The sequence below is a fragment of the Edaphosphingomonas laterariae genome, from assembly GCF_900188165.1.
In the GTDB taxonomy this organism is placed as follows: Bacteria; Pseudomonadota; Alphaproteobacteria; order Sphingomonadales; family Sphingomonadaceae; genus Sphingomonas_E; species Sphingomonas_E laterariae.
The window spans coordinates 26,744-49,342 of record NZ_FZOS01000022.1; the positions used below are offsets into that span (position 1 = coordinate 26,744).

The window sequence follows — 22,599 nt, forward strand, 5'->3', positions numbered from 1 at the left end:
GCCTCAATTGAACGAGAAGCCGGGGGCGGGCAGCGCGCCCTTGGTGCCGGCCGGCGCGGCCGGCGCGACGGATGCGGCGGGCGTGCCGCTGGGCGCCATCGTCACCGGCGGCGCGGCGGTGGGCACCGGCCGCCTGCCGCCGGTCTGGCCGCTGAAGCTCTGCCCCATCAGGAAGGTTTCGGCGTCGGTCGGCGCCTTGTAGCCATCGGTTGGCAGCCGGACCTGATTGGCCGAAACCGGCTTCACCAGATAAGGCGTCACGATGATCACCAGCTCGGTTTCGCGACGCTGATATTTGGTCGACTTGAACAGCATGCCGAGGATCGGCAGGTCGCCCAGGAAGGGGGCCTTATCGATCACGTTGTTCTGGTTGTTGGACAGCAGGCCGCCGATCATGAAGGCCTGGCCCGATCCCAGCTCCACCGTGGTTTCCGCGCGCCGGGTGATGAAGCCCGGAATGTTGAAATCGTTGAGCGTCACCGATCCGGCGGTGGAAAGCTGCGACACTTCCGGCCGCACGCGCAGCGAGATGCGTCCGTCGGCCAGCACTGTCGGGGTGAAGGCAAGGCTCACGCCATATTGCTTATATTCCACCGAAAGCGTGCCGAGCGCCTGGCTGATCGGGATCGGCACTTCGCCGCCCGCCAGGAAGCTCGCCGTCTCGCCCGACAATGCGGTCAGGTTGGGATTGGCCAGCGTGGTGACGAAGCCGTCATTCTCGGCAAGATCGAGCGTTGCCAGCAGGTCCATGCCGAGCAAGTGACCGGCCGCGCCCAGCGTGGTTCCGGTCTGGTTGAAGTTGAACTGATAATTGGGCGAGCCCGCCGGGCCGGAAATGGTGCCGGCGTTCCCCTGCCCGATACCGAACAGGAAGCCGCCGGAAGTGTCGCGGCTGAGCAGGTTGAAGCCGAGGCTCTTGGAAAAGTCGCGGCTCACCTCGGCAATGCGGACTTGCAGGTTCACCTGCATCGGCGTTGCCGTCTTGAGCCGGCTGAACACCTGCGTGCCGCTGCCGACAAAGGCCTGCACGAGTTGCTGGGCCTCCTCCACGTCGCCGGGGGTGGCGACGGTGCCGGTCAGCAGCACCGCGCCGTTCATCGGCGTCGCGCTGATCTGCGCGTCGGGCATCGCGACGCGGAGCATCTGGCCGACATTGCTGAAATTGGCGCCGACGCGGACATTGGCCGAATAGACGACCTGGCCGGCCTTGTTGGTGGCATAAACCGTCGTCTCGCCCGCGCCCTTGCCGAAGATGTAGAGCTGGGTGGGCGAACGCACCTGCACATCGGCGATGGCATCGTTGGCGACGAACAGATCGCTCATCGCGCCGTTCAGGCGGACCATCTGGCCGGTGCCGACCGACAGCGTGACGCGATCGCTGGGCGCGGTCGCGGCGGGCGCTGCGGCCACCGGAGCCGGATCGGCGGCGGCGAAGCCTGCGGCGAGCAGGGCGGCAAGCGCCAGCCCCAGCGCGTGATGGCTGTTACGGGTAATCCGCATCTTACTTCCCCCCCACGGGAACGATGGTGACAGTGTTGCCGCGCGCGATGCGCACGACCGGGCCGGACGGCGTGCCGGCATAGCTGGCCGCGACCGCCGCGCCGCCTTCGGCCGGGGCCTGCGCGGTCTTGGCCGGCACGCTGCGGCGCTGGAAACGCGACACATCGGCGCCGACGGTGAAGGTGGTGTCGGTGTCGATCGGCCGGCTGGCGACGGCGAGCAGCATCTGCTTTTCGGCCTTCGCATCGCCATTTTCGGGCACGTCCACCTCGCCGGCGGCGATGGCGCGTTCCAGTTCGGCGGTGTTGTCGGCAATCGAGCGCAGCGACAGCGAGAGCTGGCCGATATTCTGCGCGACCGCGATCTTTTCCGCGATCTTGGGCGTCGCTTCCAGCGTGACGGTGGAGAAGGTGGCGACGATGGTCTTGCCGTCCTCGCCCACGCTATTGTCGGTGCGCTGGTCGGTGGCGAGCACGCGCAGATTGCGGATGATCGTTTCCGATGCCTTGAGCGCGGGGCCGTCGCCGCCGCCGGCCACATCCTGCGTCAGCACGAGATCGATGCGATCGCCGGGGAAGACGAAGCCGGCGACGCTCGACGCAGCCGACACCGAAACGGTCACGGCGCGCATGCCCGGCCCCAAAGCGGCGGCCAGGAAGCCGCGATCGCCCGGCTTGACCAGCGAGCCCTGGGTGATCGGCGCGCCGGCGGTGATCGGCACGCGCACGACGGTGCCGGTCAGCGCCTGCAGGTCGCTCTCGCCCTTGATGAAATAGGCCTTTTCGACAAGATCCTTCGGCCAGGGCTGATAGCGGAAGCTATCGGGTTCGATGATCGTGCCCACCGGCAGCGCGCGGGTGGCGACCAGCACCTCCGGCCCGGTCGGAACCGCCTCGGCAGCTTGCGCCGCCGCCTGCGGTGCCGCTGCACCGGTGAACATGCTCTTGGCCATGAAGGCCGAAACACCTGCGAGCAGGAGCGCACCGATCAGCAGTGCCAGCTTCTTCACATCCATGACGCCTGTGGTCCCTTCGGCCCTTTTCTAGGAATTGCCCGCATCATGCGGCCGGAGTCGTTAAGATATGGTTGGTTAATGCCCAGAGCCCGGCGAGCGAGATCGCCACGCCATAAGGGATCTCCGGCCGGCCCTCGGCCTTGCGGGCGCGGTGCAGCACGACCATCGCGATCGTCAGCACGCCGCCGGCGATCGCCATCACCATCAGCATCCGCACCATCGGGATCGGCGGCAGCCACAGCGCCAGCGCGGCGAGCAGCTTGACGTCGCCACCGCCCATCGCGCCGATGGCGAAGCAGGCGGCGAACAGCGCGAACACGCCTGCGGCCAGCGCGATCTGGATCGCGGCGTCGGGCCAGAGCGGCAGCCCCTGGGCGAACCACCACAACGGCGCCGCCAGCGCGATCGCCGCGTTCAGGCCATTGGGAATGGTGCGCGTGCGCAGATCGCTCCACATGACGTAGAGCAGCGCCGCCGCCAGCCCGGCCAGGATGATGATTCCCACAACCCCCATGATGCCGCCAAGGCTAGACGGCCACCCTTGCCAAACCGTAACCAGCCGCCATGGACTTGGCGAAGCATGTGGAATCGGGCGACCGGCGCTGCCGGCCGGCGGATATGAGGATCGATTTCGTGCCGGCGGCGGATGGCTGGCCGCTGCGCCGCTTCGATTGGCCGGCAGCCACGGATGGCCCGCCGCGCGGCAGCCTGCTGTTTCAGGGCGGACGGGGCGATTTCATCGAGAAATATCTCGAACCGCTCGGCCACTGGCATCGCGCCGGCTGGCAATTGCGCGGGTTCGACTGGCGGGGCCAGGGGGGATCGGGCCGCTTCCTCGCCGATCCCGCGATCGGCCATGCCCCGGATTTCGCCCGCTGGGTGGATGATCTCGACGCGATCGTGGCCGATTGGCTGGCCACCACGCCCGGCCCCCATGTGCTTGTCGGGCATTCGATGGGCGGGCACCTTGTGCTGCGGTTGCTGGCTGAACGCCGGCCGCAGGTGGATGCCGCGATCCTGCTGGCGCCGATGCTGGGTTTTGCCGCGTCCGGCCTGCCGGCGTGGCTGGCGCGCGGGCTTTCGGCCATCGCCTGCCGGCTGGGCCTCGCCGAACGGGCGGCATGGGGCGGCGGGCGCGATGCGATGCCCGCGCACCGCCAGCGCAACCTGACGCATAGTGCGGCACGCTATGCGGATGAACTCTGGTGGCGCGCGCAGCATCCCGAACTCGTCGTCGGTGCGCCAAGCTGGGGCTGGATCCACGCCGCCGCCGAATCGATGGCCGGGCTTGCGCGCCGCGAGGTGCTGGCGACGGTGGAAACGCCCTTGCTGATTCTCGCGACGCGGCAGGACAAGCTGGTGGATGCGAAGGCGATCGCGCGCGCGGCCCGGTTTCTGCCCGATGCCCGCTTGCACTGGTTCGATCACGGCGCGCATGAGTTGCTGCGCGAATCGGACGCGGTTCGGCTGCCCGCGCTCGCCGCGATCGATCGGTTTCTGGAGGAGGTTGCGCGATGATCCGCGCCGATATCGCCATCATCGGCGCCGGCATGGCGGGGGCATCGATCGCCGCCGAAATCGGTGCGGGCGTCGATGTCGTGCTGATCGAGGCGGAAAGCCAGCCGGGCTATCATTCCACCGGCCGATCCGCCGCCTTCTGGTCGGAAACCTATGGCGGCCCGGCGGTGCAGCCGCTGACCACGGCATCGGGCGCCTATCTGCGCGACGGCAATTTCCTGAAGGATCGCGGCGCGCTGCACATCGCCGATCAGGATGGCATCGCCGCGCTTGCCGCGATGCAGGCCGAATTCGCCGGCACCGGCGTCGCGCTCGATCCCGTCGATCGCGCGGGCCTCGATCGCCTGCTGCCGGGCCTCGCGCCCGAATGGACGCTTGGCCTTGCCGAACCGAGCTGCGCGGATATCGAAGTGGCTGCGCTCCATGCAGATTATCTCCGCCGTGCGCGCCAGAATGGCACGACATTGCTGGCCGATGCCGCCGTGACCGGCCTTGCCCGCGAAGGCGCAGGCTGGCGCATCGCCACGCGGCAGGGGCCGGTGGTGGCCGATATCATCGTCAATGCCGCCGGGGCGTGGGCGAGCGAGGTGAGCGCGCTGGCAAAGGCGACGCCGATCGCGATCACGCCCTATCGCCGCACGATGGTGCAGATCGCGGTCGATCCGGCCGCGCCGGCCGATCTGCCGCTGATCGTCGATGCACTGGGCCGCTTCTACTTCAAGCCGGAAGCCGGTGGGCGGCTATGGCTTTCGCCGCATGACGAGATTGCCTGCCCACCCTGCGATGCCGCGCCTGAGGAACTGGACATCGCGATCGCGATCGATCGGTATGAGCGGCTGGGCGTCGGCCGGATTCTCGCCAAGGATCATGCCTGGGCGGGGCTGCGCAGCTTCGCGCCGGATCGCGCGCCGGTTTATGGCTTCGATGAACGCGCGCCGGGCTTCTTCTGGTTTGCCGGGCAGGGCGGCTTCGGCATCCAGACCGCGCCGGCGGCGGCGATGCTGGGCGCGGCGCTGCTGATGGCCCGCGCGATGCCGGAGGCCGTCCGCGCCGTGGACGCGGATCGTTATGCCCCCGGCCGCTTCGCCTGATCTATTCCTCGATCACCTCGGCCGAGGCCGACGCCTTCACATTGTCGATGCATTTGAGCGCGGAGGCCTTGGAGGAATAGCCCTCGCTCGCGGTCGCCAGGATGTTGCCGTTGGCGTGAACCAGCCGCCAGCGAAATTCGCCGGCCTTGTCCTTGTAGACGGTGAACTTCATGAAATGTCCTTCTGAAGTTGTTACGGCGGTGCCAGCCTAGCCGGGTTGCCGGCATGTGCCAACGGCCGGAGCAGCCTTTTGGGATGACCGATGGTTCCATCCCTGCAAGGCAGCCGGGCAGGGATGGAGTGGTGTGAATGACGGTTCTGGTGACGGGTGCGGCGGGCTTTATCGGTTTCCATGTCGCCCATCGCCTGCTGGCGCGCGGTCAGTCCGTTCTCGGCATCGACAATCTGAACGACTATTACAGCGTCGCCCTGAAGCGCGATCGCATCGCCGATCTTCAGGCCCGCCATGGCGATGCCTTCCGCTTCGCCGAGGTCGATTTCGCCGATCATGGCGCGCTGGCGGATGCGTTGCGCGGCGTGACGATCGAAAGCATCGTCCATCTCGGCGCCCAGCCCGGCGTGCGTTATTCGATCGAAAATCCGCGTGCTTATGCGCAGTCCAATCTCGTCGGGCACCTCAACATGCTGGAAGTCGCCCGCGAACGCGGCGGGCTTCCCGTCGTCTATGCGTCCTCCTCGTCGGTCTATGGCGGCAATGACAGCCTGCCTTTCCGCGTCGAAGATCGCGTCGATCATCCGATCTCGCTCTATGCCGCCACCAAGAAGGCGGATGAGCTGATGAGCGAGACCTATGCCCATCTCTATCGCGTGCCGTTGACGGGCCTGCGCTTCTTCACGGTCTATGGCCCATGGGGGCGGCCGGATATGGCGGTGTGGCTGTTCACCGCCGCGATCCTCGAAGGGCGGCCGATCAGCGTGTTCAACGGCGGCGATATGCGCCGCGATTTCACCTATATCGACGATATCGTCAGCGGCGTGGTCGCCTCGCTCGATCAGCCGCCGGCCGACGACGGCACCGAAAAGGCCGGTGGCAGCCATGCGCCGCACCGTCTCTACAATATCGGCAACCATCGCGCGGAGGAGCTGGGCCACCTGATCGATGTGATCGAGCAGGCATGCGGCCGGCGGGCGATCCGCGACTATCAGCCGATGCAGCCCGGCGACGTCAAGGAAACCTACGCCGACATCTCGGCCATCCAGCGCGATCTGGGCTTTGCGCCGAACATCGGGATCGATCTTGGCGTGCCGCGCTTCGTCGACTGGTATCGTGCCTATCGCTCTGTCTGATTTGGGACATGCAGGCATTGGCGATCGGGCCATGCCGCGCCAAGCCCCTTGTCTTGGGCAACGGGCGGCGGAACAAGGGCGCCAACCAAGGAAGGATGCCTTTGCCATGACCGACGTCGCCGCCGATCGCGCCGCCATTCGCGCGCTTGTCGAAGATTATACCATTGCCGGCGATGCCGGCGATGCGGCGCGCTTCGCGGCGCTGTTCACCGACGATGCTTTCATCGTGACGCCGTTCAACCGGATGGAGGGCATCGAAAGCATCCGCACCATCCCCGGCATGCTGGGCCAGATGTTCGCCCGCACGCTGCATCAGGTGATCGCGCAGGACGTGACCGTCGATGGCGATCAGGCCCGTGGCGAAACCAAGAGCTATGCCAACCATATCAGCGTTGCCGAGGATGGCACCGCCACCAACGACATGTGGTCGATCCGTTATCAGGACGAGTTCCGGCGTGAAGCCGGCGTGTGGAAGATCGCGTCGCGCACGCTGCTGATCGACTGGACCGAACTCAAGACCGTCAAGCCGGGCAACGGCATTACCGGCTGAGCGCGATTGCCGCATCGCCGGGGCACCCGGCGGTGCGGATTTCGCCCACATCGGCGGGGCTGCATCATCCACTGATCGGGCCATCGCTTTTCGCGGTCCCGAGTCTGGACTTTTCCGCATGATGGCGCTCCTCTAGACCCTGTGCGACGTAACCGGCGATATTCCGGCACAAGGAATACGCATGTCGCTTGATCTGGGAGAGAGCGGATGGGCAGTCTCGAAGGGCGTGTGGCGATCGTCACGGGTGCGGGCCAGGGTGTCGGCCAGGGCATCGCGCTGGAACTGGCGCGCGAAGGCGCCGCCGTCGCGGTGACCGGGCGGACCGAAGCTAAGCTGCATGATACGGTCGCCAAAATCACCGAAGCCGGCGGCAAGGCGCTGCCGATCCAGGGTGACGTGAAGAATCCGGCCGATATCAGGCGGATCGTGGAAACGGTCGCGCGCGATCTCGGCCGCGTCGACATCCTCGTCAACAATGCGCAGGAGGTGTTCCTCGGCCCGCTGCTCGACCAGAGCGACGAAGGGTTCGAGGCTGGCTTCCAGTCCGGTCCGCTCGCCACCTTCCGTTTCATGAAGGCGGCTTACCCCCATCTCAAGGCATCGGGCCGGGGCGCCATCGTCAATCTCGCCACGTCGGCGGCGGTGCGCTGGGATATGTCGAGCTATGGCACCTATGCCGCGGTCAAGCAGGCGATCCGCTCGCTCACCCGCGCGGCGGCGGCCGAATGGGGGCCGGACAATATCCGCGTCAATGCGGTCGCCCCCTTCGCCCTGTCGCCCGCGCTGGAAGGCTGGGAACGCGACCGGCCGGAAGAAGCGGCGGCGTTCAAGAAGACGGTACCGCTGGGCCGGATCGGCGATTGCGCGGCGGATATCGGCCGCGCGGTGGTGTTCCTGTGCAGCGACGATGCCCGCTACGTCACCGGCATGACGATGCCGCTCGACGGTGGCCAGGCCAATTTCAACTGACCGGCAGGCGCGGGAGGACAGCAAATGAAGTTCTGGCTGGTGCTGATGGGCGTGGCCGAGGTCGACCAACTGGTCGCGCTGTCGCAACATGCCGAGGAATGCGGTTTTCACGGTGTCACCGTGGCCGATCACCTTGTCATGCCCACCGAATTCTCGACCAAATATCCCTATTCGCAGGATGGCGAATGGTTCTGGCCGATCGAAACCCCGTGGCCTGATCCCTGGGTCACGCTGGGGGTGATCGGCGCGCAGACCAAGCGGATCAAGCTGGCGACCAACATCTATCTGGCGGCGTTGCGCGATCCCTTCACGGCGGCGCGCGCCATTGCCGCCGTCGATGCCTTCGCACCCGGCCGCGCCGTGTGTGGCGTTTCCGCCGGCTGGCTCAAGGAAGAATATGACGCGGTCGGCGTCGATTTCACCACGCGCGGCCGCAAGCTCGACGAGATGATCGCCGTCATGCGCAAGCTGTGGACGGGCGAAATCGTCAGCCATGAAGGCGAATTCTTCAACTTCAACAAGATTTTGACGAAGCCTTCGCCGGCGGAATCGATCCCCGTTCTGTGCGGCGGATCGGCGCTTCCGGCGCTGCGCCGCGCGGCGCGCAACGATGGCTGGCTGGGGCTGCCGCTCGATCTGGCGGGCAATCTCGCGATCGTGAACCAGCTGCTCGGCCTGCGCGAGGAACAGGGCAAGTCGCGCGACGGCTTCACCCCCATCCTGTCGCTGGCCGAACCGCTGACCGCCGACGCGATCGCCCGGCTGGACGAGGTGGGTGGCCATTTGTCCGCCATGCCCTGGCTGCCGAGCCCGTGGGATGTGGAGCGGTTTACCGACGACGGCGCGGATTTCCGCCAGCTTCAGGTCAAGAAAGACGCGATCAGCCGTTACGCCGATCGCATCATTGCCAAGCATATTTAGGAGACGGAATGATGAGCAAGGATTTCCCCGAAGGCGCGGTGATGGTGTTCGGCGGCAGCGGCGGCATCGGCCAGGGCGTCGCGATCGAATTCGCCAAGTCGGGCACGGCGGTCGCGATCTGCTACCGTTCCAAGCAGGATGTGGCCGAAAAGACCGCCGAGACAATCCGTGGCTATGGCGTGAAGGCGTCGATCCATCAGGTCGACGTGCGCGACAAGGCGCAGGTGGAGGCCGCCGTTGCCGCCGCCGCCAAGGAACATGGCCGCGTCCACTCGATGGTGTGGGGCGCCGGCCCGCTCGTGCCGCAGATCCACATCGCGGAATGGACGCAGGACCATTATCGCAACGCCATCGACGTCGAGGTGTTCGGTTTCTTCACCGCATCGCAGGTGCTGATCGAACATTTCCGCGCCAATGGCGGCGGCTCCTTCGTCCATCTCGGTTCGGCGGGGCATGATTGGTGGCCGGCGATGGACGGGCTTTCGGTGGCGCCCAAGGCAGCCAATGAGGCGCTGATCAAGGGCATCGCCAAGGAAGAGGGCAAGTTCGAGATCCGCGCCAATTCGGTGCTGGTCGGCGTGATCGACGCCGGCATGTTCCACGAACTGACCAAGCAGGGCGTGTTCGACGAGGCATGGGTGAAGGAAACCCACAAACTGCTGGCGCTGAAGCGCTGGGGCCAGCCGGAGGATATCGGCCAGGCGGCGGTGTTCTTCGCCTCGAACCGGGCGAAATATGTGACCGGGCAGACCATCTCCGTCTCGGGCGGCTTCGGGGTCTGATCGCGTGGGCGTGGCGGCGAAGGCACAGGAAGTCGGTCTCGATGTCGAGGATCCGCTGATCCTCGACGACGTGGCGGCCCACATGTGGGACGAGGAGGCCGATCTGGTCGTCGCCGGCCTTGGCGGCGCGGGCGTTGCCGCGGCGGTGGAGGCGCTGGAACGCGGCGTCTCCGTCATCGCCGTCGATCGCTATGAAGGCGGCGGTTCGACCGCCGCCAATGGCGGCATCTTCTATGCCGGCGGCGGCACCGTCATCCAGAAGGAAGCGGGCGAGGACGACACGCCGGAGGAGATGTACAAATATCTCAAGATGGAAGCCGGCGATGTCGTCGCCGATTCCACCTTGCGCAAGTTCGTCGATGAAAGCGTGTCGACGGTGGACTGGATTCTCCACCATGGCGGCAAGCTGAAAGGCACGGTGTGGAAGAAGAAGGCGAGCTATCCGCCGCTCGATCGCTTCCTCTACCACCCCGATAATTCGCTGGTCGCCCGCTACAAGAAGGTCGCCAAGCCCGCCGCGCGCGGCCACCGCGCCCATATCGCCAATGGCAAGAAGGCCTGGGGCGTCGGCATCGGCATCTACAACCCGCTGCGCGATTCCGCGCTGAAGCTCGGCCTCAAATTCCGGCCGCTGACCGAGGCGCGCCAGCTCGCCATCGACGCCAATGGCCGCGTCGTCGGGCTGAAGGTGCTGACGATTCCGCCGGGATCGAAGGACGCCACGGCGTTCACCAACCATATCCGCCGCGCCAATTTCTTCCTGGCGATGCTGCCGCCGTCGCTGCCCTTTGCTGCGATCACCATCGGCATCGGCAACCATTATCTGAAGAAGGCGATGCGGATCGAGGCGCATGGCCGCGAAACCCGCTGGATCCGCGCCAAGGAAGGCGTGCTGCTGTCGACCGGCGGGTTCATCATGAACCCCAGGATGGTCCAGCATTATGCCCCGGCCTATGCGGCCGGCATGCCCAACGGCACTCTGGGCGATCAGGGTTCGGGCATCATCATGGGCATGACGGCGGGCGGATCGACCGCGTTGATGGGCAAGGTTTCGGCCTGGCGCTTCATCAATCCGCCCAAGGCGTGGTCCGACGCGATCGTCGTCAACGCCAAGGGCGAACGCTTCGTCGATGAAACCGTCTATGGCGCCACCATGGGCGAACATATCGTCGATCATCATGGCGGGTCGGGCTGGCTGATCTACGACGCCAATCTGCGCAAGCAGGCGTTCAGCCAGGCGTTCGATCCGGTGCTGGTCCCCTTCCAGCGCGATGTGACGCTGCTCAACCTGCTGTTCAACTACAAGAAGGCGCCGACGCTGGATGCGCTGGCCGACAAGATCGGGCTCGACCGCGCGACGATCGCGGCCACCGTTGCGGCCTATAACCGCGCGGCGCGCGGCGAGGAGGCCGATCGCTTCGAAAAGGAGCCGCCCGACATGCAGGTGATCGAGCAGGGGCCTTATTATGCGATGGACATTTCGATCGCGAGCAAGTTCCTGCCGTTGCCGGTGATCACCTTTGGCGGCTTGCGCGTCGAGGAGAATACGGGCCAGGTGCTGGATGGCGGCGGCAAGCCGATTCCCGGCCTCTACGCCGCCGGCCGCACCGCCGTCGGCATCGCATCGCAGACCTATGTCTCGGGCCTGTCTTATGCCGACTGCGTTTTTTCCGGCCGCCGCGCGGCGCGCCATATAGCCAAGGCGAATGTGTGATGGGTGATGTGCGTGTCAGCCTTGGCCTGATCGGCCTCGAAACCCTGTTCGGCGGCGATGTCCGCGCGATGATCGACTGGCTGGCCGTCGCCGAGGATCTGGGCATCGACGGCGTCACGCTCACCGATCATGTGGTGATGGGCGAGGCCTTGGAAAATTATCCCTACGGCCCGTTCCCGATGCCGCTCGATTGGCCGTGGTGGGAGCCGATCGCGCTGTTGTCGGCCATCGCGCAGGCGACGAAGCGGGTGCGGTTGCAGACCGCGATCCTGATCTCGCCGCTGCGTCCCGCCGTGTTGCTCGCCAAGCAGCTCGCCACGCTCGACGTGATTTCGGGCGGACGTGTCTCGATCGGCCTCGGCGTCGGCTGGCAGAAGGAGGAATATGAAGCGAGCGGCGTGCCGTGGGAGGGCCGCTTCGGCCTGATGGTCGAACAGATCGAGGTCTGTCGCGCGCTGTGGCGCGACGCGCCGGCCGCTTATCATGGCAAGACCGTCAGCTTCGATCGCATCCACAGCCGGCCCTTCCCGGTGCAGGGCGATCGCATTCCGATCATGCTCGGCATCGCGCCCAGCGACCGCAATGTCGCGCGCATCGCCGATCATGCCGATGGCTGGCTGCCGATCCAGGCCGATGTGCCCAGCATCGCCGAAGGCATCGTGAAGCTGCGCGCCGCCTTTGTTGAACGCGGCCGCGATCCGAAAAGCCTGATGGTCCGCGCGGTGCCGCGCGCGGTGAAAGGCGCAGACGGCCGGCTCGACGTGGATCGCACGCTCGACAACGCCCACGCCATGGTCGAGGCGGGCGTGACGGAAATCGAACTCTTCCCGCTCCACTTCACCAAGGATCGCGCCGGCGCCGAGGCGCTGGCAACCAAGCTCGCCACGTTCAAGGCATCGTTGCGCCGCTGAACATAGCGATCAAGAAAAGGCAGCGGCCCCCTTCCCAGCGGACAATCCCCCGCTATAAGGGCGCCGCTTTCCGATGCTGGGGCGTCGCCAAGCGGTAAGGCACCGGTTTTTGGTACCGGCATTCGCAGGTTCGAATCCTGCCGCCCCAGCCAGTATTTCGCTAAGTATCCCATAAATCAGGGCGGCAGGGTCCCGGCTGCTTGTGTGTAACCAGCACCTGTAGCCACATGGTGTGGACGATACCGATGCGAACCGACAGCAACCTCTTCCGGCGTGGTGCGGTCTATTACTTCCGCCGGTCTATTCGCTGGTCCGATGGGACAAATTATCGTATAGCGATAAGCCTGCTGACGAGGAGACTTGCCGTGGCAAGAGCCTGCGCCGCCCGTCTCGCCGACCACTGCGAAACGCTTCGCCGCCAGCTCGAGGGTGGCACAGCGAATCCGCCTCTATCCTATACGCAGCGTGCAGCGATCTTTCGGAGCCAATTGCGCGCCGACGCGACCGGCTCGAGGCGCTTCACCTCGACATTCTGGGCCAGGCGCCGGCGGTGATGCGCCCCGCCGACCATCTCGCAGCGGTGCTCGACGATCTGGCGCGGCTGTCGCGCGCGATCGTCGAGGACGGCCTGCCATCGTCGGCGCCGGTTGCCGGCAGCGCACTGGCCGGGGTCTCTGCGCGGTGTCGTGAGCTCTGGCAGGCCGAGGTGATCGGTGCGCTCGAGGGGCAGGGGCTCGTCGCCACCCCGGCGGTCACCCGGGCGATGCTCAAGGTGATCCACGAAGCGCGGTTGGCCGGGATCGATGAATTTCGTCGGCGGCTTGCCGATCCGACGACGGCCTACCGGCTCGACGATGCGACGCCCGCGGGTGACGACGGGGCGGAGCCACCGAGTGATGTCGTGCCGCCCTTGCCCGCGTCCGCCGGCGATTGGGGGCCACGCCACCGGACGGTCGCGCGCGAGCCGCGCGGGCGCCCCCGGTCGACGCCATCACCGGCATGGACCTCGCTCAGCGTCACTGAGGCCGCCGCGCGCTACGTCGCGAGCATGCCGCGCGCCGGTGGTGACGCGAAGGCGCCGCCCAAGCGTGCCCGGCGGGGCTGGGATGACAAGACCCGCCGTCAGTTCCTGACCGCCGCGATGCTGCTCGGCAAGAGCTTCACCCGGCCGCTCTGGCAGATCACGCAGGACGATCTGCTCGACCTTTCGGCGCTGTTCGACCGGTTACCGCAGAGCCATCACAAGAGCCCGCGTCATGCCGCGATGAGCCTCGAGGCGATCGCCGATGAAGCGGCGGATATGGTCGCGGCCGGCAAGCTCGCGGAGAGCAAGATCGGCCTGTTGCCGCCGACGACCAACCGCCATTTCCGTTTCCTGCGCCAGCTGTGCAAATGGCTGCGGCGCGACGTGCCGCAGATGGCACCGCTCTATTGGGATGACCTGCTGTTCTCCGACGACCGTGATGATCGCGACCTGCGCGATGCGTTCACGCCCGAGCAGGGGCAGGCGCTGTTTGCGCTGCCGATCTGGACGGGCTGCGCCAGCCGGGCGCGGTGCCTCAAGCCGGGCGATCGTGTCTTTCACGGCGCTGCTTACTGGGTGCCGCTGCTGCTTTGGTATTCGGGCGCGCGGCGCGAGGAGATCAGCAAGCTGATGACGGCGGACATCGGGGGCGCAGCGGGGATCAGGTATATCGCCATTGCGGTGACGCCGACCGGACGGATCAAGAACCGCCAGTCGAAGCGGCTCATCCCGATCGCCCAGGAACTGATCCGGCTCGGCTTCCTCGACTTTGTCGAAGCGGCCCGCGCGCGGGGCGATACGGTGCTGTTTCCCGAGCTGGTTCCGCCGAAACCGGGTCGCGCCATGGGCGACGTCTTCTACAAGCGGCATTGGCGGGCCATCGCGCGCCACCTGCCATTCCTCAAGCCCGGCCAGGCGGTCCATGCGTTCCGCCACATGGTCTCGACCGAGCTCAAGGATGCCGAGGTCTATGTCGAGACCCGCAATGACCTGCTGGGCCATGTCACGACCAGCGGCATGGCCCATCGTTACTCCAAGGCGACACGGCTGCGGAAGCTCGCCGCGATCATCGACCTCATTCCCAATGTGACGGCGCATCTCGAGCCAGTGCCTCAGCAGGTGCGGTCGAATGGTACAGGCGTCGCGAGGTCCTGCGGCGAGACGCCTCCGGTTCTCGCGCGCCCGGTCCGACGCCGGATGAGGCGCTCCAACGGCGAGGCAAGCGGGCTGCGCACATCGCCAATGCCGGTGACAGTCGAGCGGCCGCGGCGACGGACGCCGTCGCTCGCCAGGCAGGTGCCAGCTGGTCGCTAGTGGCCCGAGGACGAGTGGGCGTCGCGGTCACCCGTGGGTTTGGGGTTCGATCTCGCGCGCGAAGGCTGCGATTACGGCGTCGGGTTCGCTGCCGAGCGCCGCGCCCGGGCTATCGTTGAAATCGAGATGCGGCCGTATCAGCCAATAGAGCAGGCGGAGGTCGCTGATATGGTCGGCTCCATCGCCAGCAGGTGGCGCATGGCAGGGTAGATTCGGTGCGCGGCCAGGTCGAACTGGAGGAGCGGGTAGACGGCGCGGCCGTCGACCATGAAGCGCAGCACCTCGCGCTGCTCCACCTTCCGCCCCAACCAAGCGAATGGATCGTCGCCGACATGGCCGAGGAGTTCGCAGGCCTGGTTCTGATCGGCCATTGATATGCTCGCCAGACGGTGCTGCTGCCGGTGGGCGCACTTAAGAGCCGCGTTTTCGTCCTTGGTGGTCGTCGTGCATCGCTCGACCATGTCCTCTTTGGCTGAGCTATGGGATTTATACCGCCCCACTATCAAAATTGCGTGCCGATGGGATGGGCGCGCGGCCAGGACGCCTCCGATTGAACTGCCGACCGCCCTGGCGCCAGCGCTTCGACGGCTGTCGACCCTTTCTGGACGGTCTGCCCGCCGTGGCAACTGCTCGGAAGCGGACATCGATCGGTATAATAATGTGCGATGTACGTGGTGCGGTTCAGATGATTATGGCCTGAGCCGCATTGAGGGCGGTGACGGCCGTCTGTACCTCGGCGTATAGATCCGCTTCGACCCCTTGCGTATCGATTTCGACGATAAGAGCGAAGCGCACCTGCGGTTCTCCGTCCTTCAACATCGCAGTGCGTTTCCACCATCCGGCGACTGGATGAATGGCCAGGAGATTGCGCCGGGCAAGGTCCGACGCTTTGCACGTCAACTGGTCGATATGAAGGGAGCCGACGTCGCGTCGGCTGCTTCCAAAGTCCCACAGATCATCTTCATCAATCTGGGGTCCGGCCGGCTCGGCGGCCTTGCTGATGCGGGCCATGAACTGTTGGGCATTCTCGCCGGCGCGGTTGAGCTTGAACCGGAGGTTGTGGGACGCGTAGCGATAGCGCGAACCGCGGGATGCTTCGGCGGGATTGGGGGCAATGAAGGAGCTGAGCGCGACCCTGAGCGTTACCTCCGTATTGCCTAGCTTGCGCAACTCCTCGACCGGCCATGGCAGGGTGAAGAGCCGCATCTCCTTGTGGACGTCTTGGCCCGTTTGCTCCGAGAGGCCGTAAGGAATGATGACGTCCTGAACGATCAGTGACAGGGCATTGGATGCGCTGCGATGGGCTCTGTCGAGATCGGGCACCCCGTAGCCATAGCGCTGAAAAAGTCGCGCATAGCTGCCCTTGTTCGGTTGCGCGGGAAGGTGCGAGCGCATCTGCGGCGTCCAGCGGGCGGATGTCACATAGAGCGCCCGGATAGTTTCGGGCCAGAGTAGTGGATAGTCCGACCACAGCTCGGTGATCTGTTTGGCCGCGATCGCCGTTGCAGCGCTCGTGTCATAGGTCAGGCTGAACGAGCGTTGTGGATAGGCATGATGGACTGTGAGCAGCGACAGGTCGTGATGCCGCATGGGTGGAGGCATCGTACTGGCAGCCCAGTTTCCGCCTTCAAGGACGATGTCGGGCTTAAGTGGCCATGTAGATGACCACGATGCTGTTCGGGAGCTGGGCGAGAGGTCGCCGAAAGGCGCAACGATGGTGAGGCCATCGGCCGCCGGAAGCATCGTCTTTTCGGTGTAGGCCCCAACACTGATCGCATTCCACGCCTGCGCCGGTGATTCCAGCTCATTGTCGGGATGGTCGCAGGTGTCGAGATAAGGATCCGCAGTAAACTTGAAATTGTTGGTGTTGCCGGCTGACACCAAGATCAATCGTGGGTTTGTGCGATCGCCCGATACGCCGGCGGCAAGCTGGTCGACTTCGGTCGACCATGACGTCGGCGCACCGTCATGGGGAGTGTCCTCGTCAGTTGTGGCGGCCATGGTGAAGGTCCGCCTGCGAACCGTCTGCTCGACCGTGTTAATCGCGCGGCGGGTCATAACGCCCAGCAGGTGATGCGGGTTCACTCCTGCATCCGGCATCAGTTTCACCGATTCCAGCCGATGCGAGACCGTGACCGGCATCGTCGATTGCAGGTTGAGGGTCAGATCGCCAAAGAGCGCGAGACCGGCAAGTTGGGTTCCATGGCCCCTGACGTCATCCAGCCCCCATGCAGGGTCAGCGGCATGCCGGTCCTGCGCGAGAAGCACAGGAACGAGCAGCGGATGGGCACGGCTGATGCCCGTGTCGAGTAGGGTGACATAGCCGCCATTCGCCCCGCCGGTATAGGTCGTTCGCTGGGAAAGGTCCTCAACCCAGGCAACCTGCTCCTGCACGTCCATTGCGTCGAAGAAATCGGCGGTGGCCGCAGGCGCTGCGAGAGCGCGAACGGCACCAAGCCGTCGCACGGCGAGAGCGATATGATCCGGCGTTGCCTGTCCTATGATGACGACATCTTCCGGGAAATACAGACGATCGGTTCCGATCTGCACCTGATAGGCAGCGGCCTGCGCGATGAAGGCGTCCGCTTCTTCGGGTTCCAGCCAGATTTCCCAGTGCGTAGCGCCGTTACCCGCCGGGAACTTGTCCTGCGGACCCCGCCAGAGCGCCCGCAGGCCAGCTTCGGTGATGGCGGCCAGGCTCTGGACGAGATTGGCGTTCTTGGGCCGACCAGGGATCAGATGGCCGTCCTTTTCCCTGTCGGGCGTATCTTCCGTTTCGAACTGCTCGATCTTCTTGCGGAGCTTCTCGACGCCCTTTGCCGTGGCGAAAACGGTCGCTGTCTCGGTCGTCCCCGCTTCGCTGACCTCGGCATCGCTACGCAACAGCGCGATACCACTCGATCCCAGACTATCTTTCGCCAGCGGTTCGTTCGGTCGCCCTTTGACCTCGAGATAGACGCCGGGAAGGCCGTCGGTCGCTATCGGGGGGAGGAGATCAATGGCTTGGAGCAGAGCCTGTGCGTGGCCCGACCGATTGAGGATGTCACTTGGCGGTTTGCCGCCGCCCCCGCCTTTTGCTCGAAACGGATGCGCCTTTCCGAGATCCTTCAGGAGAAAATGACGTAGATTCCGTGGCATTCGCGCCTCTTCCCAGCTCCTGTAGCGAGCGACGGCGCTCCAGCGAGTTTACCAGATCAAGCGTTGTTATCGTGTTCCGATCGCCAAGTACGGCCCGGCGGGCGGCGTCTTCGGCCGCCGCTACGACGTCGGCCGTCGACAGGCCGATGGCACAGTCGGTGACCTTCTTCCATGACAGGCGAGCGTGGGAGAAACCGGTCAGACGTCGTTCGAGAGCCTCGCGGATAGCGGCCGCATCGGGCAGTTCGTAGGAGAGAACGAGATCGAACCGACGCAGCACTGCGCGATCAAGGATCTCGGCGAGATTTGTGGTAGCGATCACGATCGAGGGGCCGGTGTCCTCGTCGAGAAACTGGAGGAATGAGTTCAGAACGCGGCGCGCTTCGCCGACATCGTTTCCGTCGCCTCTCGCTGCTGCGAGGGCGTCAATCTCGTCGAACAAATATACGCCTCGCGTCGTTTTGATCGCGTCGAACACGAGCTTCAGCTTCTGGGCCGTTTCACCCATGAACTTCGTAATGAGGCCATGCAGCATCACCGAGAAGAGCGGGAATTGAAGCTCACCGGCTAGGCCATGGGCGCTCAAGGTCTTGCCGGTGCCTGGAGGCCCAGACAGGAGAATGCGTCGCCTCGGCTTGAGACCCTTTTCCTCGAGCTTCTCGCGCATCCGCGTCTCGACGACGATGTGCGAGAGTTCCTCCTCGATCAGAGGAGGCAGGATGACGCTATTCAACCGCTCGCTCGGATAGGAGGCGAACAGGAATTGCGCGAGATCGCCGCGAGGCGCAGCGATCGGTGTGAGGTTGGGCGTTCGCGAGGCCGGTTGCGGCGGTGCCTGGCCAGCATTGGCCCATTGACGCAGGGTTTCGGCGAGCCGTTTATGTCCCTTCTGCTCCTCGGCAGCCGATAGCTGCATCGCGAGGTCGAAGAAGCGATCGGAATCCCCCTCCGCGTGGCTCTTTACGAGACCTATGAGTTGCTGCGCTGATGCCATGTCCATTATGTATCGCGGAATTGCTCGCGATACACCCCCCGTTGTCCGCTTAGATAACACATGAACTGGGCGTTGCGCCAGAACGGCCGCTTACCCCCATCCCTGCTCCAAACCGGACCGTCGCGGAGGTCCCACTGTCGGCCCCGCCGGCTACTGGACGGGACGGCAACTGACGCTCGCCCGAGGGGGGCTGGAAATGTCCGCTGTGTCGGTGCAGCTGGAATGAACCGGTTGAGGCCGAGCGATGTTTGGGCAGGCGGTTGCCGCAGATCTGGCGACGGCACCCAATTTGCGCCTGTATCGACCTGCTCCACATTTCAGGTGTGGAAGTCGCCTCGCCCTTCGCCACCGGGTTGCCGAAAGAGAAATGAGGCACGCCGGCACTTCGGATCGCCATGATCAGCGACGAGTGCAGCAAAGAGCCACTCAGGCCGCATACCGGCTAATCGCGCGCGTTCGAGCGCTACTCGAGCGCGCGGATGCAGCAAGACCATTCCGGCCTTTAGCTGCTCCCATTGATCAGCTGAAATGTCAGCGTCGGCTGAGACGGCCGATGCTGCTGCCGGGGGGTAATCATCATTGGCAACGTCCCAGAGGAAATCGGGTGCCTTTGCCATCCTGTGCGCTCCCCCCTCGCTTTCAACTAAACCGTGCGATCTCGAGAAAATTGCAGGTTGCCTGATTCATTCCGGGCCACGTGGGCCGCCAGACAACATGCCCGCCGCGCGTGTGCCGTCAACTCGGGGAAAACCCGCGCGCAAGCGAGGTGGTGACCTCAATAGATAGCGGAATGAACGGCGCGTTTCGGGCGCCGCCGCGAGGTGGTAGATTACAGCCATGGGGCAGGTGGCGCCTATCAGCTACCCGTTTCGGTCATCCACGATGGGATGTCACGCTGGGCATGAAGCACGCGCCAGACGTCGATGTGATCTTCCCGTTCAAGATAGAAAACGAGATACGGAAAGCCCGCCAACTGGCGGCTGCGCAATCCCGGCAAATCCAGCTCGTGGGCGTATCTCGGCGAACCTGTCGCGGGCCTTGCAGAAATCAGTCGATATGCTCGCTCAAGCGCATCGATGAAGCGCAGGGCAACGTCAGCGCCCGCCTCGTCCGCATAATAGTCCGCAGCTTCATCGACATCCCGCCCGGCCGTAGCGCGCGGGATCACCGGCTTGGCAGTCACTTCGTGGCGCGACGCCGAACGCGATCACGCAAGCTGTCGAAATATCCGGCATCCACCGCTTCCGTCGGCGCCGAAGCCGCACCGTCCAGCAAAAGCCCCCGCAGATACTGGCGATCCTGGTCCTTCCGGATCAGTTCCCGGACATATTCGCTGCTCGTCCCGAAGCCGCGACCCGAGACCTGTTGGTCAACGAATGCCTTGAGCGCCTCAGGTAGCGAGATGTTCATCGTGCTCATGTCCCGCAAATAGCGATTTTGGCAAAAATTGGCAAGATCGTTGGACGAGCCGGCGATCGGAAGCGGAGCCAGAATCCTTTCGGCGGATTCCGGCCCAAGGAGATGAGCCATGGGACATTCAGATCTGGATCCGACCCCGCGGGAGCGGTGTGACTGGAACTTGGGGCTGATTGTCGACCCCAAGCGCGGCGCGGACAGCTCGAGGGATGCTTAGTGGGCATTCTTGACGGTGCGTTCGAGTTTCGCAAGGCGCTCGGCGACGTAGCCTTCGCTTAACCCCTCGCAGCGGCCCCGAAGAATCTCCAGCAATTTGGACGGCGGCATATCCATGGCAGAGGCGGCGGCAGCGTAAGTGAGGCCCAATTCCTCCAGGCGCCGTTGCAGGGCGGCAGCGAGCCTGGACTGGGCCAGGCGATCTTCAGGGTGGGAAAGGCCCAGATCGGCGAACACGTTCCCGCTGGAACCTGCGTGTGTAACCATGTCGACCAACCTCTACATTCAACCGCCGTCCGGTTCACTTTTGGCGGGCGCCCCGGCGGACGTTTCATCCGGCCAATCCCGCTTGATCTCCGTGCGCGGATCACCTGTTCGGCAGACCTCATCATGTAGGCTCTTCGGCGCACCGAACAACGGCGCCGCGATGCTGCCCATCGAGATGTCGCTCGGGGCGATCTAGTGCTACATTGCCAATTGGCGTAAAAATCGATATATGCGCCAATTGCTGAAGGAGGCTATTGTGCAGCTCATTGCCATCGAGGGTAAGGCTCCACCGCCCGGATTGGATTTCTCGACCGAAGAGGTCCAGGCGATGCAGCGCGCGGTGATCCGTCTGTTCGATCATTGGAAGATCACGGACGCACAGGCGGCGACGCTGCTCGGCGATATCGCCGTGCGCACCTACCAGCGGTGGAAGCAGGGCGAATATGGTCGCTGGAACGTCGATCTCGCGGCCCGGCTTTCGAACCTGATGGGCATTCATAAGGCACTGCGCCTGCTCTACACGGAGGCGGAGCGGGGATATCGCTGGATCAAGGCGCCGAACCAGGCTTTTGGCGATCGCTCGGCGCTGGAGGTGATGCTCGGTGGACAATTGACCGATCTGATGCGGGTGCGCCGCTATCTCGACAGCAATCGTGGCGCATGGTGAGGGTGGATGCCCGATGCGCCTCTGTCTGTGGTCGACTGGCCGATGGCTGTCCGCCTGATCGAAAGCAAATATCCGCCGATCGATCTGTTCGAGGATCTCGCTGACCCCGAGGACTGGGAACTGCTCGCGGCCGCCGAAACCAGAACCAATCCAAGGGTTGCGGAGACGATCGGCAATCTCGATCTGGTGCCCGTCGCACGCCGCGTCTCGGGTCCGGGGGCGAGCTATGTGATGGCGCCCTTCACCCATTGTTCGCCGGACAAGCCGGGGCGGTTCCACGACGGAAGCTATGGCGCGTATTACGCCGCACGAAATTTTGAGACCGCGGTCGCCGAAGTGGCATATCATCAGGCGCGGAGGCTGGCCGACAGCCGTGATGAGCCTGGCTGGATATCGGACATGCGCGAGCTGGTTGGCGCGGTACGGACCGAATTGACTGATATCCGGGGTGGTGGTTTCGCCCCACTGCTCGCGCCGGACGATTATGCTCCATCGCAAGCGTTCGCGCGGGCGTGCCGCGACGCTCGCCGCAATGGCATCGTCTATCCATCTGTGCGGAACCCCGGGGGCGAATGCGTTGCAGCCTTCTGGCCGGATGTCGTCGCCAAGCCGTTGCAGGGGCGGCACTTCCGCTATCATTGGGACGGCAGGCGGATCGATATGATCCGCGAGCTCCGGCTCGATGGCGATGGGGCGATCTACCGGCTCGACCCGTGAGATCCTGATCCCGGGGTTGCTTCTACCCACGTGACGTCGCTTGCTTTGTCTGTTGGTGACGCGGTTTGGCCTTCGAGCATCTTGGGCGTGCTGAAAATCGGCGATTGAGATGGGGGGCTTCCTGGCGAGGGCTTGGCGGCGTCCGATGGCGTTGGCACTCAGGGCTAGGGCGGCGTGCTGCTGCGGTGGGCGTGGGTGCGAATCGATGACGTTTCCGGTCCGTGGAGTGGGTACGAATCGCGATTCGCCAGGGGCGGCCGAGCGTCCAACGAGGTGTCTCTGGCCGGCGGGAGGGGGGGCGACCGATGGTTTCGGTAGTCCCGATGCGTACTAGCGGCTCGTCGACTTCAGGGACCATTGCCTCTTGCGCACAGGGTCCATTGCGGAGCGCGCTTAAGGGATTGATCGGCTTCGATCAGGGAGCATTGCCGGCGGGGAGGTGTTTGCAATAGTCCCTACATGGAGTTCAACTATATAAAAGATAAACAAATTAAAGTCATCGTATAGATGAAAGCAAGGTTTGTGAAAATGGAAGGATCTTGCAGGGAGTTTTGACATTGCTGGGAC

Annotated in this window: 23 protein-coding genes and 1 tRNA gene; 13 read left to right on the forward strand and 11 right to left on the reverse strand. The window is 64.8% G+C overall.

The genetic code is table 11. The annotated features are described in order from the left end of the window. Positions 1-3: 3 nt before the first annotated feature. From CHB74_RS15935 to CHB74_RS15945, 3 genes are read right to left on the reverse strand one after another with little or no spacing between them, the layout of a single operon-like run. Positions 4-1,500 (reverse strand): type II and III secretion system protein family protein, encoded by a 1,497-nt coding sequence (locus CHB74_RS15935; RefSeq protein WP_089220633.1) that lies wholly within the window; start codon positions 1,498-1,500, stop codon positions 4-6. Between the two features lies 1 nt (position 1,501). Beyond that, a complete protein-coding gene (cpaB, locus tag CHB74_RS15940) occupies positions 1,502-2,515 on the reverse strand; it encodes a Flp pilus assembly protein CpaB (RefSeq protein WP_089220634.1) in 1,014 nt (337 codons plus the stop codon). Positions 2,516-2,558: 43 nt separating this feature from the next. Further along, positions 2,559-3,029, reverse strand: a complete 471-nt coding sequence (locus tag CHB74_RS15945) for an A24 family peptidase (protein WP_089220635.1) — start codon at positions 3,027-3,029, stop codon at positions 2,559-2,561. 50 nt (positions 3,030-3,079) lie between these two features. On the opposite strand from CHB74_RS15945, the gene CHB74_RS15950 reads away from it, so the two are divergent. Together CHB74_RS15950 and CHB74_RS15955 are read left to right on the forward strand one after the other, a co-directional pair. After that, on the forward strand, positions 3,080-4,033 hold the full coding sequence (locus tag CHB74_RS15950; RefSeq protein ID WP_089220636.1) for an alpha/beta fold hydrolase: 954 nt from the start codon (positions 3,080-3,082) through the stop codon (positions 4,031-4,033). Beyond that, positions 4,030-5,124, forward strand: a complete 1,095-nt coding sequence (locus tag CHB74_RS15955) for an NAD(P)/FAD-dependent oxidoreductase (RefSeq protein WP_089220637.1) — start codon at positions 4,030-4,032, stop codon at positions 5,122-5,124. Before CHB74_RS15950 ends, CHB74_RS15955 begins: the two co-directional genes overlap by 4 nt. Position 5,125: 1 nt before the next feature. On the opposite strand, the gene CHB74_RS15960 is transcribed toward CHB74_RS15955, so the two are convergent. Further along, positions 5,126-5,296, reverse strand: a complete 171-nt coding sequence (locus CHB74_RS15960) for a YegP family protein (protein ID WP_089220638.1) — start codon at positions 5,294-5,296, stop codon at positions 5,126-5,128. Positions 5,297-5,433: 137 nt separating this feature from the next. Here CHB74_RS15960 and CHB74_RS15965 point away from each other — a divergent pair, with 137 nt between their 5' ends. The 9 genes from CHB74_RS15965 (at position 5,434) to CHB74_RS22055 (ending at position 14,617) form a co-directional block, all read left to right on the forward strand. Further along, positions 5,434-6,432, forward strand: coding sequence for a GDP-mannose 4,6-dehydratase (locus CHB74_RS15965; protein ID WP_089220639.1), 999 nt, complete (start codon positions 5,434-5,436; stop codon positions 6,430-6,432). Positions 6,433-6,538: 106 nt separating this feature from the next. Beyond that, positions 6,539-6,982, forward strand: a complete 444-nt coding sequence (locus tag CHB74_RS15970) for a nuclear transport factor 2 family protein (protein WP_089220640.1) — start codon at positions 6,539-6,541, stop codon at positions 6,980-6,982. A gap of 207 nt (positions 6,983-7,189) precedes the next feature. Further along, the gene (locus CHB74_RS15975) at positions 7,190-7,951 is read left to right on the forward strand and encodes an SDR family NAD(P)-dependent oxidoreductase (protein ID WP_089220641.1); all 762 of its coding nucleotides are present in this window, start codon (positions 7,190-7,192) and stop codon (positions 7,949-7,951) included. A gap of 24 nt (positions 7,952-7,975) precedes the next feature. Beyond that, the gene (locus tag CHB74_RS15980) at positions 7,976-8,872 is read left to right on the forward strand and encodes a TIGR03619 family F420-dependent LLM class oxidoreductase (protein WP_089220642.1); all 897 of its coding nucleotides are present in this window, start codon (positions 7,976-7,978) and stop codon (positions 8,870-8,872) included. A gap of 11 nt (positions 8,873-8,883) precedes the next feature. Continuing rightward, entirely contained in the window at positions 8,884-9,654 is a 771-nt protein-coding gene (locus CHB74_RS15985; RefSeq protein ID WP_089220662.1) for an SDR family NAD(P)-dependent oxidoreductase, read from the forward strand. A gap of 10 nt (positions 9,655-9,664) precedes the next feature. After that, positions 9,665-11,368, forward strand: coding sequence for an FAD-binding protein (locus tag CHB74_RS15990; RefSeq protein WP_245842971.1), 1,704 nt, complete (start codon positions 9,665-9,667; stop codon positions 11,366-11,368). Further along, a complete protein-coding gene (locus tag CHB74_RS15995; protein WP_245842972.1) occupies positions 11,368-12,279 on the forward strand; it encodes a TIGR03619 family F420-dependent LLM class oxidoreductase in 912 nt (303 codons plus the stop codon). The genes CHB74_RS15990 and CHB74_RS15995 overlap by 1 nt, the downstream gene beginning before the upstream one ends. A gap of 77 nt (positions 12,280-12,356) precedes the next feature. Then, a tRNA-Gln gene (locus CHB74_RS16000) sits at positions 12,357-12,431 on the forward strand. Positions 12,432-12,511: 80 nt separating this feature from the next. After that, positions 12,512-14,617: a site-specific integrase gene (locus CHB74_RS22055; protein WP_179220873.1), complete on the forward strand. Its 2,106-nt coding sequence runs from the start codon at positions 12,512-12,514 to the stop codon at positions 14,615-14,617. 137 nt (positions 14,618-14,754) lie between these two features. On the opposite strand, the gene CHB74_RS16010 is transcribed toward CHB74_RS22055, so the two are convergent. The 7 genes from CHB74_RS16010 to CHB74_RS16035 form a co-directional block, all read right to left on the reverse strand. Beyond that, positions 14,755-14,988 (reverse strand): hypothetical protein, encoded by a 234-nt coding sequence (locus CHB74_RS16010; RefSeq protein WP_144033820.1) that lies wholly within the window; start codon positions 14,986-14,988, stop codon positions 14,755-14,757. Between the two features lie 310 nt (positions 14,989-15,298). Next, on the reverse strand, positions 15,299-17,755 hold the full coding sequence (locus CHB74_RS16015) for a S8 family peptidase (protein WP_089220647.1): 2,457 nt from the start codon (positions 17,753-17,755) through the stop codon (positions 15,299-15,301). Beyond that, positions 17,661-18,749 carry an AAA family ATPase gene (locus CHB74_RS16020; RefSeq protein ID WP_089220663.1) on the reverse strand — a complete coding sequence of 363 codons (1,089 nt, stop codon included), beginning with the start codon at positions 18,747-18,749 and terminating at the stop codon, positions 17,661-17,663. Before CHB74_RS16020 ends, CHB74_RS16015 begins: the two co-directional genes overlap by 95 nt. 317 nt (positions 18,750-19,066) lie before the next feature. Next, positions 19,067-19,366, reverse strand: a complete 300-nt coding sequence (locus CHB74_RS21690) for a hypothetical protein (protein WP_144033821.1) — start codon at positions 19,364-19,366, stop codon at positions 19,067-19,069. A 239-nt stretch (positions 19,367-19,605) separates the two neighbouring features. After that, positions 19,606-19,932, reverse strand: a complete 327-nt coding sequence (locus tag CHB74_RS16025; RefSeq protein WP_089220648.1) for a type II toxin-antitoxin system RelE/ParE family toxin — start codon at positions 19,930-19,932, stop codon at positions 19,606-19,608. Then, positions 19,929-20,168, reverse strand: coding sequence for a ribbon-helix-helix domain-containing protein (locus CHB74_RS16030; RefSeq protein WP_089220664.1), 240 nt, complete (start codon positions 20,166-20,168; stop codon positions 19,929-19,931). Before CHB74_RS16030 ends, CHB74_RS16025 begins: the two co-directional genes overlap by 4 nt. 210 nt (positions 20,169-20,378) lie before the next feature. Next, positions 20,379-20,618 carry an XRE family transcriptional regulator gene (locus CHB74_RS16035; RefSeq protein ID WP_179220874.1) on the reverse strand — a complete coding sequence of 80 codons (240 nt, stop codon included), beginning with the start codon at positions 20,616-20,618 and terminating at the stop codon, positions 20,379-20,381. A 286-nt stretch (positions 20,619-20,904) separates the two neighbouring features. On the opposite strand from CHB74_RS16035, the gene CHB74_RS16040 reads away from it, so the two are divergent. Then, the gene (locus CHB74_RS16040; protein WP_245842973.1) at positions 20,905-21,315 is read left to right on the forward strand and encodes an MbcA/ParS/Xre antitoxin family protein; all 411 of its coding nucleotides are present in this window, start codon (positions 20,905-20,907) and stop codon (positions 21,313-21,315) included. A 6-nt stretch (positions 21,316-21,321) separates the two neighbouring features. After that, complete coding sequence (locus CHB74_RS16045; protein WP_089220650.1) at positions 21,322-22,032, forward strand: RES family NAD+ phosphorylase; 711 nt, start codon at positions 21,322-21,324, stop codon at positions 22,030-22,032. Positions 22,033-22,599: the final 567 nt, after the last annotated feature.